This is a genomic window from Leptolyngbya sp. AN10, from assembly GCF_050565645.1.
Classification (GTDB): domain Bacteria; phylum Cyanobacteriota; class Cyanobacteriia; order Leptolyngbyales; family Leptolyngbyaceae; genus Leptolyngbya.
In genome coordinates this window covers 223604-237450 of the sequence record NZ_JBNXVP010000009.1, presented here as the reverse complement: position 1 = coordinate 237450, position 13847 = coordinate 223604, and the positions used below count along the sequence as shown (strand labels likewise).

General features: G+C 47.2%; 11 protein-coding genes. 4 read left to right on the top strand and 7 right to left on the bottom strand.

Annotated elements, in window-relative coordinates; genetic code table 11:
- Positions 1 to 269: 269 nt before the first annotated feature.
- The 5 genes from ACQ4M5_RS15550 to kdpA all read right to left on the bottom strand — a co-directional run bounded on the left by ACQ4M5_RS15550 (position 270) and on the right by kdpA (position 5283).
- Positions 270 to 473, bottom strand: coding sequence for a hypothetical protein (locus ACQ4M5_RS15550; protein WP_430676548.1), 204 nt, complete (start codon positions 471 to 473; stop codon positions 270 to 272).
- Between the two features lie 80 nt (positions 474 to 553).
- Positions 554 to 1156, bottom strand: coding sequence for a K(+)-transporting ATPase subunit C (kdpC, locus tag ACQ4M5_RS15545; RefSeq protein ID WP_430676547.1), 603 nt, complete (start codon positions 1154 to 1156; stop codon positions 554 to 556).
- A complete protein-coding gene (locus ACQ4M5_RS15540; RefSeq protein WP_430676546.1) occupies positions 1156 to 1407 on the bottom strand; it encodes a potassium-transporting ATPase subunit F in 252 nt (83 codons plus the stop codon). The genes kdpC and ACQ4M5_RS15540 overlap by 1 nt, the downstream gene beginning before the upstream one ends.
- Before the next feature lie 15 nt (positions 1408 to 1422).
- A complete protein-coding gene (gene kdpB / locus ACQ4M5_RS15535) occupies positions 1423 to 3567 on the bottom strand; it encodes a potassium-transporting ATPase subunit KdpB (protein WP_430676545.1) in 2145 nt (714 codons plus the stop codon).
- Positions 3568 to 3582: 15 nt separating this feature from the next.
- Positions 3583 to 5283, bottom strand: coding sequence for a potassium-transporting ATPase subunit KdpA (gene kdpA / locus ACQ4M5_RS15530; RefSeq protein WP_430676544.1), 1701 nt, complete (start codon positions 5281 to 5283; stop codon positions 3583 to 3585).
- Between the two features lie 445 nt (positions 5284 to 5728).
- On the opposite strand from kdpA, the gene ACQ4M5_RS15525 reads away from it, so the two are divergent.
- The 3 genes from ACQ4M5_RS15525 (at position 5729) to ACQ4M5_RS15515 (ending at position 9826) form a co-directional block, all read left to right on the top strand.
- Positions 5729 to 6832 (top strand): sensor histidine kinase, encoded by a 1104-nt coding sequence (locus ACQ4M5_RS15525; protein WP_430676543.1) that lies wholly within the window; start codon positions 5729 to 5731, stop codon positions 6830 to 6832.
- A gap of 1 nt (position 6833) precedes the next feature.
- On the top strand, positions 6834 to 7520 hold the full coding sequence (locus tag ACQ4M5_RS15520) for a response regulator (protein WP_430676542.1): 687 nt from the start codon (positions 6834 to 6836) through the stop codon (positions 7518 to 7520).
- A gap of 107 nt (positions 7521 to 7627) precedes the next feature.
- The gene (locus ACQ4M5_RS15515; protein ID WP_430676541.1) at positions 7628 to 9826 is read left to right on the top strand and encodes a PhoX family protein; all 2199 of its coding nucleotides are present in this window, start codon (positions 7628 to 7630) and stop codon (positions 9824 to 9826) included.
- A 126-nt stretch (positions 9827 to 9952) separates the two neighbouring features.
- Here ACQ4M5_RS15515 and aqpZ read toward each other — a convergent pair whose 3' ends face one another.
- Positions 9953 to 10729 (bottom strand): aquaporin Z, encoded by a 777-nt coding sequence (gene aqpZ, locus ACQ4M5_RS15510; RefSeq protein WP_430676540.1) that lies wholly within the window; start codon positions 10727 to 10729, stop codon positions 9953 to 9955.
- Positions 10730 to 11523: 794 nt separating this feature from the next.
- Here aqpZ and pyrC point away from each other — a divergent pair.
- Positions 11524 to 12552 (top strand): dihydroorotase, encoded by a 1029-nt coding sequence (gene pyrC, locus ACQ4M5_RS15505; protein ID WP_430676539.1) that lies wholly within the window; start codon positions 11524 to 11526, stop codon positions 12550 to 12552.
- Between the two features lie 22 nt (positions 12553 to 12574).
- Here the strand turns inward: pyrC and ACQ4M5_RS15500 are convergent, their stop codons facing one another.
- Complete coding sequence (locus tag ACQ4M5_RS15500) at positions 12575 to 13840, bottom strand: L-lactate MFS transporter (RefSeq protein ID WP_430676538.1); 1266 nt, start codon at positions 13838 to 13840, stop codon at positions 12575 to 12577.
- Between the last annotated feature and the right edge of the window lie 7 nt (positions 13841 to 13847).

The window sequence follows — 13847 nt, the reverse complement described above, 5'->3', positions numbered from 1 at the left end:
GTCTTGCCTCCAGAGCTAGAAACATACCTCCCGTTTTGGCAGCGTTCTGAGTTGTTGCCGAAGTGGGATATCACGATTGTTCCGACTGCGTAAAATTGGGGATTCTATTTAGTTGCAGATCCCTTAAGTTTAACATCGCTTCAGAGCAGTATGTTACGCTCCACACTTAACAATTGTGGGTTAGCTTCGTCAATGCAGCAGTATGTCCATCCCTGATAAGGCTTTACGTTTTTCAACCATTTTAACGAAGATAGATTCATAAATTCCATTTAGTCCGTTTCTACAAGCACAATCACATCCCAAGCAACGCCAGCCTTTTGTAGTTCAAAATGCTGAATTGAATTGATGGTTTTACCTTCATAAACTGTTCCAGGCAATGGGTCCATCCAAACTGCTATTCCTTTCATCAGATGTCCGACTTTTGTTTTCTTCGTGGCTTCTGCACTATTACTGTAAAGAATTCTTTGCGGCATTCTATCCTCTCTTAGTAGTTCAAGCTGATAACTTGAATGCACCCACCTTACTCCGAGGATTAGCAGCATATCAGGGTGATCTAGCGGCTAAGAGCATCCAGCGCTAGATTGAGCTTCAAGACATTGACTCCTGGTTCACCAAAAATGCCTAAGAAACGACTATCCGTATTCTGATTGATTAACGCTTCAAGTTGATTCGATGGGAGTCCTCGCGCCCCTGCCACTCTTGCAATCTGCGCTTTAGCGGCTTCGGGTGTGATATGAGGATCAAGGCTGGAACCAGAAGTGTAGACCAGATCAGCAGTAGGTTCAATGCCTGCCTGTTTTAATTGAGTCACTGTTTCTTGAACCCGCTTGAGCAAGTCAGGATTGGAAGGAGCTAAGTTGCTTGCGCCTGACACTCCTGTTTCCAGAATGCCAGCAGTATCTTTGGTTGGATCAGCAGTGCTGTAAGTGGTCGTGCTAGGGCGACTGATGAAATAGCGATCGCTTGTAAATGGTTGTCCAATTAAGGCAGATCCGACAGGTTGACCTTGAGCATTGGTTAGAATGCTTCCATTTGCCTGAAACGGAAAGGCAATTTGCCCGATCGCAACCATCAGCAGCGGGTAAATAAGAGCGGTGATGATCCAGAGTACCAAGGTCGATCGAATGGCTCTACCTGCCTCGCGTGCAATACTCATTAGAATTTCTCCGGTACAAACATGACAAAGAATAGATAGATCGAAAGCGCCAGGGTTGCCAATCCCAGTAGTCCTAATGCCCAGGCTTGAGTCCGAGAGACTTCATCACGACTAGCAGCATAAACAACGGGTGCAATCACCAGGTTGAAGCATAACGCTAGGAACAAATACAGGGGCAGCTTTTGTCTGCGCCATTGGAGCCAAATTTCTGAAGCGGTTTCAAGGGATGGTTTTAGAGGATGGAGATTCATAGTTAGAAAAGAGGGTTAGGACAGTGGCAAAATTAGGTCGATCGCTTTAATCGCAATAAACGGTGCAATAATTCCGCCTAGTCCGTAGATCAAAATGTTGCGTTGCAGGAGTTGATCGGCGGTAAGCGGTCGAAACTGAACACCTCGTAGCGCTAGAGGAATTAGAACGGGAATAATTAAAGCGTTATAGATCAGCGCAGAAACGATCGCAGATTGGGCACTTTTTAAGCCCATGATGTTTAAAGCACCGATTCCAGCGGCAGCAAAGATCGTCGGAATGATCGCAAAGTATTTGGCGATGTCATTGGCAACCGAGAAAGTCGTCAATGCACCACGAGTAATCAGTAATTGTTTACCGATCGTGACGAGATCGATCAGTTTGGTGGGATCAGAATCTAAATCCACCATGTTCGCCGCTTCTTTGGCTGCCTGGGTTCCAGAATTCATGGCGACACCTACATTCGCTTGAGCCAGCGCAGGGGCATCATTCGTTCCATCTCCGGTCATGGCAACGAGCTTGCCTTGAGCTTGTTCACTCCGAATCACATCGATCTTGTCTTCGGGAGTTGCTTCAGCAATAAAATCATCGACTCCAGCTTCTTGAGCGATTACAGATGCCGTAATGCGATTATCTCCGGTCAGCATGATCGTTTTTACTCCCATGCGGCGCAGTTGATCAAACCGTTCTCGCAATCCTGGTTTTACAATGTCCTTGAGGTAAATCACACCGTAAATCTCATCGCCTTCGCAGACGGCAAGCGGCGTTCCCCCGAAGCGAGAGACTCGTTCAAAGGCTTCATCCAGCGTTGTGGGAACTTGACCCCCACGCGATCGCACAAATCCTTTGATCGCATCTACCGCTCCCTTACGGTACTCCTTGCGATTTAGATCGGTTCCGCTCATGCGAGTGCGGGCAGAGAATTCAATCCCTTCTGCGGGTTGCCCATCTAGATCGAATTTTGCCCCTAATCTTTGAGCGAGTTGAACGATCGATCTTCCTTCCGGGGTGTCATCAAACAGGCTGGCAACTAGACAGATCCGAGCAATTTCCTCAATGGAATGACCATTGACTGGAATAAACTCGTCCGCTAAACGGTTTCCCAATGTAATCGTTCCGGTTTTATCTAGAACGAGCGTATTGACATCGCCACAGGCTTCGACCGCACGTCCAGAGGTCGCGATCACGTTAAATTGTGCCACTCGATCCATTCCCGCAATCCCGATCGCACTCAGCAACCCGCCAATGGTGGTCGGAATTAGCGCCACCAAAAGAGAAATGAGAATTGCAATACTGGTTCCCGATCGAAGACTGTTGCCTGCGGCTGCCCCGACAGAACGCTCCAAGAAACCAGCGATATAGCCAGAAATCGAGGGAGTTGTCGCAACGACAATCAGAAATACCTGAGTCAACACTGCCAGCAAGACTGTTAGAGCAATTTCGTTCGGGGTTTTGCTGCGCTCGGCTCCTTCGACTAGAGAAATCATCCGATCGATGAATCCCTGCCCCGGATCAGACGTGATTCGCACAATCAATTCATCTGACAGGAGACGAGTACCGCCTGTGACAGAACTGGCAATGTCTGTACCGGGTTGTTTCAAAACGGGCGCAGATTCCCCAGTAATGGCTGATTCATCGACAGAACCAATGCCCTGCATCACCTCACCATCAGCCGGAATCATATCTCCCGCAATCACTTTCACCTGATCACCTCGACGCAACTCGGTCGAGTTGACTTCTTGAATCCTGCCGTCGGGTAGCATCTTACGCGCAAGCGTATCAGAGCGAGTCGATCTTAAAGCTTCTGCCTGCGCCTTTCCTCGCCCTTCCGCGATCGCTTCGGCAAAATTGGCAAACAGAATTGTGAAAAAGAGAATAAACGTGATGATGCCATTCAGTAATCGCTGCTGTCCGATATCGGCTTGAACGGTTCCAAACAGATTTGGATTGATGGTTACAAGCAGCGTCACGATCGTTCCTAGCCACACGACGAACAGGACTGGATTCTGCACTGCATTACGGGGATTCAGTTTGACAAAAGACTCCCGAATCGCTCGCTGATACAGTCCTTTAGAAGTCGCTTTTGGAGTATGCCTGCGATCGCTCCGACGACTGGTAGGCACCTGAATTGAGCGAGCAGATGTAGTAGATTCGTTCTTCATAAGTTCCCCAGACTCCTACCCAATTCCTTTGATAATCTGAAATGCCTCTGCAACTGGACCTAACGCTAAGGCTGGAAAGAACGTCAGTGCGCCCAGAATCAGAATTACGCCAGCCGTGACTCCCGTGAATAGTCCCGTATCAGTCCGTAGCGTTCCAGCCGTTGCGGGAACGGGTTGCTTGCGCGACATCCGATCTGCCAAGAGAAGTAACGCAACGATCGGGATGTAGCGTCCTGCCAGCAAGCTAAAACTGGTACTCAAATTCCACCAGAGCGTTGCATCCCCTAATCCTTCAAACCCAGACCCATTGTTCGCCGCAGCAGAAGCGTACTCATAAATTACCTGGGATAAGCCATGAAATCCTGGATTACTAATTCCTGCTAATTGTTCAGGAAATGCTAACGTAATCGCCGCTGGAATCAGAATCGCGATCGGGTGGACTAGCAAAATCAGCAAACTTGCCAGCACGACTTCCTGCTTTTCGATTTTGCGTCCCAAAAATTCTGGAGTCCGCCCAACCATCAACCCGGTGACAAACACTGCCAAAATCAGATAAGCAAACAGGTAAGCAGTTCCGGTTCCCTGTCCCCCGAACACAATTTGCAGGAACAGATTTGAGAGCATGACAAAGCCCCCATTCGGCATATAGGAATCGTGCAAGCTGTTCACTGCTCCACACATACTTGCGGTTGTAAAGACAGCAAACAGAGCAGATTGCGACCAACCGAATCGGACTTCTTTCCCTTCAAGATTCGGAGCCTGACTTACTCCTAGCAACTGATTCACCGCAGGGTTGCCCTGATATTCCCCGATCGCTGTAATGACAATAAATGCAATTAGAATCGCGAGTGGAATGCTATAGACCAGCCAAGCCTGTTTCGAGTTATTTGCGAAAATGCCATAAGTAATGATTAACGATGTCGGAATCGAGAGCAACGCGACTAATTCTATTAAGTTCGTAAAACCGTTGGGATTCTCAAAGGGATGAGCCGAGTTAATCCCAAAGAAACCGCCTCCGTTCTCGCCTAACTCTTTGATAATCTCGAAGTGAGCTACCGGACCTCGTGCGATCGCTTGATTGATTGCCGGATTTTCCAGAGTTGGTACAATCACCGGACCTGCAAGCGTTTCCGGTATTCCAGCAGCAATCAACACCACAGCACCGACCAGACTAATCGGCAGTAGAATCCGAGTCATCGATCGAGTCAAATCCACGTAGAAGTTTCCTAACGGTCTCCCTGTTAAGCCTCGAATGAATGCGATCGCGACTGCGATACCCGTTGCTGCCGAAGTAAACATCATGAAGCCCAACCCAGCAAACTGGCTGAAATAGCTGAAAGTCGTCTCGCCAGAATAGTGCTGCTGATTCGTATTCGTGACAAAAGAAATTGCCGTGTGCAGCGCTAAATCCCAAGAAGGCGCACCTAAGCCCGTCGGATTAAAGGGTAATGTTCCCTGAAGCATGAAGATCAAGTAGATCAACACCAGCATTGCTAGATTGCTGTATAAGACTGCTCGTGCATATTGCCAGCCTGTCATTTCTTCGCCTGCTCGAACGCCATTCAGCGAAAATATCACGCGCTCTACAGGGTTGAGAACTGGGTCAAGTAAAGTCCGCTGTCCCATAAATACCCGCGCCATGTAACGCCCGAAGAATGGCGTAATTGCCACGACGATCAGCAGCGTTAACGTAATTTGAATCCATCCTTGCAACATAAATTTAGCTCAATTGATAGTAACGATGGAGTGATGAGCATGAGTCGTTTGACTAACTTTCATCCTGAGGCTTGGATTCAACAATGACAAGGTATAGGGCGGCGTTTATCTAGCTTTTTAGATCACTGATATAGTCCGTAAGTGGTAGTGTTTAGAGAGCGTTTAGATAGGTTCTATACCTAGAACTATAAATTTGTGTCTCCGCCGCAATCTGAATCAAATTTTCCGGTGAAATCACCTGAAACTCGTTAGACTTCTAGAAATAAAGCTGGCTAGATATAGCAATCCTAAATCAGTTGTGAATTGCAGGATTGATCGTGCCCCCTAACCCCCAAGCTTGGGGGAACAAGACTCTTAGCCCCCAGAATTGGGGGTTTGGGGGCGTTCCTGAATCTCACAACTCAAACCGGATTGCTATAGTTGTCTCTTGTATTTCAGAAGCCAAATGCTGCAATTTCAACGCATTTTTCACTCAAAGATCTGGCATTTGAGAACATTCTGGTTGGTCGTGGGATTGTTTGCGATAGTTCTCACCCTAGAATTCTCCACGCCACCGGACTATGTGTTTGGCTATCTCTACATTGGTCCCATTCTGCTCGCAAGTACTTACTTAAGCCGCAAAATAACCTTCCAGGCAACGCTAATCGCTTGTGTTCTGACTTTGATCAACGTCTGGCTGCCAGGAATTGAAACCGTCAAAGCTCCTACGATCGCATCGCGAGCGATCGCAATTTTGGCACTCATCGTTACGGGTGTCCTCAGCGATCGTAATCGGTTATATCAGCAAACCGTTCTCCAGCAGCAAGCCAAACTAGAAGCACAGGAAAAGTTAGACTACATTCGAGAGGATTTTGCTTCAGCCCTGACTCATGACCTGAAAACTCCGCTACTAGGAGCAATTGAGACGATAAAAGCATTTCAACAAGGCTGTTTTGGCGATGTCGAACTCAATCAACAGACTGTTCTAGCAACCATGATGCGAAGCCATCGAACAACCCTGAAGATGGTTGAAACACTGTTAGATATCTACCGGAATGATAACGAGGGACTGCGGCTGAATCTTGCTCCAGTCGATTTAGTAGAAATTGCAGAAGAAGTGAAAGCAACCATGACAGACTTGGCAGCGAGTCGCCGGATTCACATTTCTCTGCATCAGGGGGCATCAGACTTTCGCCAGTTTCTCTGGGTCAACGGGGACACGCTACAACTTCAGCGAGTCGTAGCAAATCTACTGGCGAATGCAATCAATCATTCACCTCGTGGAGAAAAAGTGGAAATTATTCTAGAAGCAGGCTCCTCTTACCAAACGATCAAGGTAAAAGACAGCGGAGCAGGGGTCAAACTTAATGAAATCCCGCATCTGTTTGAACGATTTTATCAGGGACAGAGCGATCGACAAGCAAAAGGGTCAGGCTTGGGGCTTTACTTGTCTCGGCAGATTGTAGAGGCGCATGGCGGTACAATTTGGGCAGAGAACTGGCATCCGACCGGGGCAATTTTTGCCTTTCGGCTACCAACGCTTCCTTATCATCCTCCCCACTCTGCGTAAGATGGCATCTCCACCCCTCAAAATTCTTCTCGTTGAAGACGATGAACTGTTTCGTCTCGGCTTGCGAGTGCGGCTAGAGCGAGAACCAGCATTGGAAGTCGTGGCAGAAGCAGAAGACGGAGAAACCGCGATCGAGATTGTTAAATCTCACTTGCTCAACATTGTCATTTTAGATCTGGGTCTACCGGGACTAGGGGGTGTCGATGCCTGTCGCCAAATCCGACAATTCGCTCCGAATCTGCCAATTCTAGTTCTCACTTCGCATACCCAGAAAGCATTGATCAACCGAATCATCGAAGTTGGAGTACAAGGCTACTGCCTCAAAGGTGCGCCTTCGCAGACCTTGATTCTTGCCATTCAATCCGTTGCCGCTGGAGCATCTTGGTGGGATTCCGCTGCTACGACTGAGATCCGGGCTGCTTTTGAAGGTAACTCCGGAGCGACACCGACAAATGATGCGGATAAATTAACTGCTGTTCTGACTCGACGAGAACAAGAAATCCTCGCGCTCATTGCAGATGGCAATACCAATCAGGAAATTGCTCAGAAGCTATATATTGCACCCGGAACGGTACGAGTTCATGTTCATACTATCTTGCAGAAGTTGGAGGTACACGATCGAACTCAAGCTGCGGTCATCGCGATTCAAAGGAATTTGATCGATCGACAGTTATTTCCTGATTTATAGAAGAAATGCGATCGAGCACAGAAAGCGAAATCTTTTACCCGATCTTAACCTTTGGGTAGTAAATTCCTGCTAAGACTGAGGCGAGTATCTACTGGAGTTCTCCCATTATGCCGATGAAACGCCGGAATTTTCTGCTCTTCCTGGGTGCTGCTGCTGGAACGACCGCGATCGGAAGCTTGATCAAAAACCATCAGAAGTTTTCCATGCCCTTTCAATCGGCAGAAGCAACACTTTCAAATCTAAGTTTCAAGCCGATTCCAAGTCCAATGGCATTGCTCACGAATGCAAAGAGCGCTGCACCCACTGAGTTTGAGATTGTCGATGATTTGATTGTTCCGGAGGGCTTTTCTTACCAAGTGATCGGGGCTTGGGGAGATAAAATTGGGGATTCTCGATTTGGCTATAACAATGATTACCTCTCGTTTGTTGAAACGGCTCCAAATCAGGGCTTTCTAACGATTAACTTTGAGTACATCAGTGCGATTCCCTGGCTGCAATCTTACTCGAAAGTGCTAGGTAAAGAACTTCCTAGAACTGCTGTCGAAAAAGAATTGCAAAAGACCAAAGGAAAAGGCGTGAATGCGTTTGCACTTCCTGAGAAAAATCCGCTCAAAGCTCAAATTAAAACCATTGCCAAAGAAGCATTGATTGATCAAGGGATGGGCGTGATCTCGGTTCGCAAAAACGCAGACGGGAAATGGGAGCGGACTTTTTCTAATGCCGATCGACGAATTACCGGAATCTCAGGTCTCGAAGACGATCGCTATCTCGACTGTACTGGACCTGCAAAAGCGGTCTTTCAGAAAAAGAAGGGCAAGGGATACATTGATAAATTAGGCGATCGTATTATCGGAACATTCGGCAACTGTGCAGGTGGAACGACTCCTTGGGGAACTGTTCTGAGTGCAGAAGAGAACATTCAAATTCAGGTTCCTGATCCGGTTTATGCGGATGGCACTGCGTTTCCACCCAATCGCGTCACTTTTACGATCGACGATGAGGAAGTTTCTGGACAAGGAAACGTCTTCGGTTTAGCTGGCAACAAATACGGATGGATTGTCGAAGTCGATCCAGCAAATCCCAAAGACTTTGGCACAAAGCATACTTGGCTTGGTCGCTATAGGCATGAAGCAGTCGGAGTTCGAGTCGAAGCAGGAAAACCGTTAGCATTCTATTCAGGATGCGATCGACGCAGTGGACATATCTATAAGTTCGTCAGCCGCGATTCAGTGAGTGATCCAAAAGATAAAGCCAATTCCCGATTGTTAGCTGATGGAATGCTTTATGCAGCTAAGTTCAACGAGGATGGAACTGGACGATGGATTGCATTAAAACCAGATACACCTGTGAATCCTGAAGATCCAGCAACCGTGGTCGGTGGCATGATCAATCTACCCAAGCGCCCTGACGGTGGATTTATGCCCGTTCGGAACAAGAGCGCGATCGACCAATACAAGAAACAGTTCAAAACCTTGGGCGACCTCTACGAAGGTAATCCCACCGAAAAGCAAGGTGCAATTCTGATCGATGCTCACTATGCGGCAAATGCTTGTGGAGCAACTTGTACTGCTCGTCCTGAAGATACTGAGATTGCACCAGATGGTTCGCTCTACATCGCGTTTACGTCTGGCTCACCCGATAGTCGAGATGGTGGACCTGATAAGCGAGTATTCAAAGGACCGAACGGCGAAGCACCTTACGAATATGGCTTTGTCATGCACGTAGTAGAAGACAAGAATGATCCAGCAGCAATGACTTTCCGTTGGAAAATGATGGCAATGGGCGGAGAACCAACTGCGGGCGGCGCAGGCTTCTCGAATCCGGACAATTTGCTGATTGATCCAGATGGTCATGTTTGGATTGTCACCGATATGTCTTCGGATAAGCTCAATAAAGCAGTTCCGAAACGAATTGGTAAAAATGGAGTTCCGATCAGTCAATCCAACCTACGCGGACTCTACGGCAACAATAGCTTATGGTTTATGCCAACCTCCGGAGAGAATGCTGGCAATGCTTATCTGTTTGCAATGGCTCCGATGGAAGCGGAACTAACCGGACCTTTTTTGAGCAACGATCGACAATCTCTATTCTTAGCTGTTCAACATCCTGGAGAAAGTAACGGCATTCGGCAAAATCTGAAATCTGACACTCGCAAGTATGCTATGAAAGCGACAGACGGCAAGGAGTTTACTCAAACGCGCCAAGTGCCAGTCGGATCAAACTTCCCAGAAAACAAGGCAAATGCGGCTCCTCGACCTTGTGTCGTGGTCGTGACGAGAAGCGATCGTCAAAACATCACAGCATAGTTGAGACAAGCGATCGAGCAAAATTGTTCAATGCTCGATCGCTTAGTTCATTCCTGCCTGAACTCAGTTTTGTAAAGGTGCGATCGCACTCCACCTCTCGAATTCATTTCCAAGACAAAACTTGCACTAGACAGTTTCACGCATCCGCTCGATTTCAGGGACTTCTGATTCACCGAATAGCGCATTGTAGGCGAATCCAGCAATCACCGCACCCAAAATCGGTGCAAGCCAGAATAACCACACTTGTCCGAGCAGTTCACCCCCGACAAACACCGCAGGACCTAAGCTACGTGCCGGGTTCACAGAAGTATTGGTGATCGGAATGCTGATCAAGTGAATCAAAGTCAGTGCAAACCCGATCGACAAAGGCGCAAACGAACCTGCCGCCCGTCGATCAGTCGAGCCTAAGATAATCATCAAGAAGAAGAACGTTAACAATACTTCCGCTAAAAAGCACGCACCGAGCGAATAGCCACCCGGAGAATGTGCGCCAAATCCATTGGTTGCTAACGGATTTGACCCGGTTAAGCTAAATCCGGGTTTTCCTGAAGCAATAATATAGAGTGTTCCTGCGGCTGCAATTCCGCCTAACACTTGCGCCACAATGTAGCCGAGTAAATCTGTTCCACCCCGAAACCGCTTCGCAACAAACAATCCAAACGAGACAGCAGGATTGAAATGTCCCCCGGAAATGCCACCGACTGCAAATGCCATCGTTAACACGGTTAACCCAAAGGCGAGCGACACTCCAACTAAGCCAATTCCCAACGGGAACGAAGTGTTGTCGCCAATTCTAGCTGCATCTGCGGTATAAGTTGCAGCTAACACTGCACTCCCACACCCACCAAAGACTAACCAGAACGTTCCAAAAAATTCGGCGAAACAACGTTTTATCAGAGGCATTTTGAAAACTCCTTGGCATTAAAACAACTGACACTCTGAACTTAGAACAAGAAAATAAGAAACTTATATGAGTCTTAAAATTCCAGTTCAACTTTGCTGATTAAGCAAATCGCTATTGATTGCTAGTAAGACTTTCACCCTGAGTAAAATAAGCTGAATCGATCGGGTGAGACAGAATCCGATCAGGATTGAACCAAGCAACGCGCTAAGACTAAGTAAAAGAGTTGCTTGTGTATTGACATTGATTTACTCCATTCAGCCAGATTCTGGAACAATCACCAATACCAACCCGTTGATTTTATGTGGATCAGCGATCGAAATTGCTTGTAGAAGATAGGTCGCATCACCAATGAACAGATATTAGCTCAAACCACGATTCATTTTTGTAGAGAATTTTGACGTTTACAGTTTGTAGAATCTGGTTACTAGAGCGCATCTATCGATAGACAGATAAAAACCCGTACGAATCTTGAAATTCCGTACAGAGGATTTAGGAATTGGTTTGCGCTTGAGTCGCGATCGCGCCCACAGAGGCTTTTACATGTGGCAGCAGCAAGCTAAATGTTTCGTCGCTAGGTCAATTGCATTTGTGAGTTCCAAGCTACGATCGAGAATGTCATAGAGTTTCAAATCACTAAAAATGATGTAGAGATATTACTCTTCAATACCATCGATCGCGTACTTGGAACTGTCACCTACGCTTCAATTACGACCCGCAAATTCCCCCGTTTTTTCCAGCGATTGTGTACTATCGTGGAAGTCTTTTAAGCGGGGGAGTATGTCAAAATTGAACCATGCAAAAACTCACGATTATTCGACCTGACGACTGGCATCTTCACCTCCGCGACGGCGCAGCATTGAAAGCAGTTTTGCCACATACAGTGCGACAGTTTGCCCGTGCGATCATCATGCCAAATTTGAAGCCTCCAGTCCGCTCGGTTGTGGACGCAGCCGCCTATCGCGATCGCATCCTTGCAGCCGTTCCAGAGGGTCAATCGTTCGAGCCACTCATGACGCTCTATCTCACTGACAACACAAGCTCCGAAGAGATTGTCTCAGCGAAAGCCGCACCGTTTATTAAAGCGGTTAAATACTACCCAGCCGGAGCAACGACGAATTCGGACTCTGGAGTAACGGATATTCGCAAGTGCGATCGCGTCTTTGAAATGATGCAGAAGGTCGATCTGCCTTTACTCCTACATGGGGAAGTCACCGATCACACCGTGGATATGTTTGATCGCGAAAAAGTATTTATCGATCGACATTTGATCCCGCTCAGACAACGATTTCCTAGCCTACGCATCGTCCTTGAACATATCACCACCTCAGATGCAGTGCAGTATGTCTTATCTGCAAACAATATCGCTGCAACAATCACACCACAACATGTATTATTCAACCGCAATAGCCTTTTCCAAGGTGGCATTCGTCCCCATTTTTACTGTCTGCCGATTTTGAAACGAGAGGAACATCGATCGGCACTTTTGCAAGCAGCAACATCCGGGAATCCTAAGTTTTTTCTGGGAACCGATAGCGCTCCCCATCCTCGAAATAGCAAAGAAAGTTCCTGTGGCTGTGCAGGTTGCTATTCGGCTCTGCACGCGATGGAGTTATACACAGAAGCGTTTGAAAGCGTCGGCGCTCTGGATAAACTTGAAGCATTCGCTAGCTTCTATGGTGCAGATTTTTATCAGCTTCCGCGCAATACCGATCGCATTACTTTGACCAAAACAACATGGCGCGTTCCTGATGAAATTCCATTTACGGAAGCTGGACTGGTTCCCTTATGGGCGGGTCAAGAGATAACTTGGCAAATGGTTTGACCCACGACGTAAAGAACGAAGTCTAATCCAGAACAGAGTCCGCTGAAACTCTTTCTCGTTTAAGCAGCACACCAGCAATCACGATACCAATGATTGCTAAAAATGCCATTGGATAGAATACATAATTGTAAGCTCCAAAGAAGTCTCGAATGCGTCCAACAATTAACGTTCCGATCAAAGCACCCGCTCCATAAGCTGTGAAAACAAGTCCATAGTTTTGGGCATACCGATCGGGATTGAAGAAGCGTAACGTGAGAGTTGGAGCCATCGCTAGCCATCCACCCAGGCAAAACCAAAACAAACAAAAGGCAGTGAGATAGGTCGCAACTTGTCCAGTCTGAGCATTGATCATCAGCACACAAGCAATCAAAATCAGCACATAAGACAGAATTGCAACATAGTGAGGCTTAAATCGATCGCTTAACCAACCAAAAAGCGGACGACTCACACCATTAAACAGCGCAAACAAGGAGACACTTCTAGCGGCTACAGTCGGATTGATCTCAATCATTTCCTGCCCAACTGGACTAGAGATCCCGATCGCACTTAACCCGACAAACGTTCCAATTGCATAGCAAAGCCACAGCCCGTAGAACGATCGACTTTTAAGTAAATTGTTTGGGTAAGTTGGAGTTGCAGTCACTGTAGAGACAGCCGCAGATTGCCGAGGATGCCAGCTTTTGGGAGGCAGCTTCATGATTGTAGAAATCGCTAAAATAATCACCGTAAAAGCGATACCAAGAATGCGTAAGGTCGATCGCACACTGTAGGCTTCGATGAGTTGATTTGCAAGAGGCGCAGTAATCAGCGGCGAAAGTCCGAATCCAATAATCGTCAAACCGACCACTAACCCCCGCTTATCTGGAAACCAGCGGGAGACGACCAAAATAGGAACACCATAAACTATGCCAACTCCGGTTCCGGCGATCGCTCCGTAGGTGAAGATGAGCGTGCCAATCTGAGTCGTAAAGCTTGAAAGAATGTAGCCCAAGCCTACAAAAATTCCTCCGATCGCGATCGTGATCCGAGTCCCAATCTGAGGAATGAAAAAACCTGTAATTGGCATCAGAGCCGCATAAAAAATCAGCACGAAAGTGTACGGTAAAAGACTTTCAGTTGTACTGATCCCCATCTCACTTTCTAAAGAGGTTCTAAAAATACTCCAGGAGTACACGCTTCCTAAGCAAAGTAAAATGGTCATTCCAAATGGAATCAGAAACCATCTACCCCGCTCTGCGGGTTGTCCCAACAGCATGACTTCGGGCGTATAGTGAGTTGTTGTATTCATGATTTGA

What these genes read in the sequence shown, in the direction of transcription:
- ACQ4M5_RS15550 (WP_430676548.1), bottom strand. Translation starts at nt 473, where the DNA reads ATGCCGCAAAGAATTCTTTACAGTAATAGTGCAGAAGCCACGAAGAAA.
- kdpC (WP_430676547.1), bottom strand. Translation starts at nt 1,156, where the DNA reads ATGAGTATTGCACGCGAGGCAGGTAGAGCCATTCGATCGACCTTGGTA.
- kdpA (WP_430676544.1), bottom strand. Translation starts at nt 5,283, where the DNA reads ATGTTGCAAGGATGGATTCAAATTACGTTAACGCTGCTGATCGTCGTG.
- ACQ4M5_RS15500 (WP_430676538.1), bottom strand. Translation starts at nt 13,840, where the DNA reads ATGAATACAACAACTCACTATACGCCCGAAGTCATGCTGTTGGGACAA.
- ACQ4M5_RS15525 (WP_430676543.1), top strand. Translation starts at nt 5,729, where the DNA reads ATGCTGCAATTTCAACGCATTTTTCACTCAAAGATCTGGCATTTGAGA.
- pyrC (WP_430676539.1), top strand. Translation starts at nt 11,524, where the DNA reads ATGCAAAAACTCACGATTATTCGACCTGACGACTGGCATCTTCACCTC.
- ACQ4M5_RS15540 (WP_430676546.1), bottom strand. Translation starts at nt 1,407, where the DNA reads ATGAATCTCCATCCTCTAAAACCATCCCTTGAAACCGCTTCAGAAATT.
- kdpB (WP_430676545.1), bottom strand. Translation starts at nt 3,567, where the DNA reads ATGAAGAACGAATCTACTACATCTGCTCGCTCAATTCAGGTGCCTACC.
- ACQ4M5_RS15515 (WP_430676541.1), top strand. Translation starts at nt 7,628, where the DNA reads ATGCCGATGAAACGCCGGAATTTTCTGCTCTTCCTGGGTGCTGCTGCT.
- aqpZ (WP_430676540.1), bottom strand. Translation starts at nt 10,729, where the DNA reads ATGCCTCTGATAAAACGTTGTTTCGCCGAATTTTTTGGAACGTTCTGG.
- ACQ4M5_RS15520 (WP_430676542.1), top strand. Translation starts at nt 6,834, where the DNA reads ATGGCATCTCCACCCCTCAAAATTCTTCTCGTTGAAGACGATGAACTG.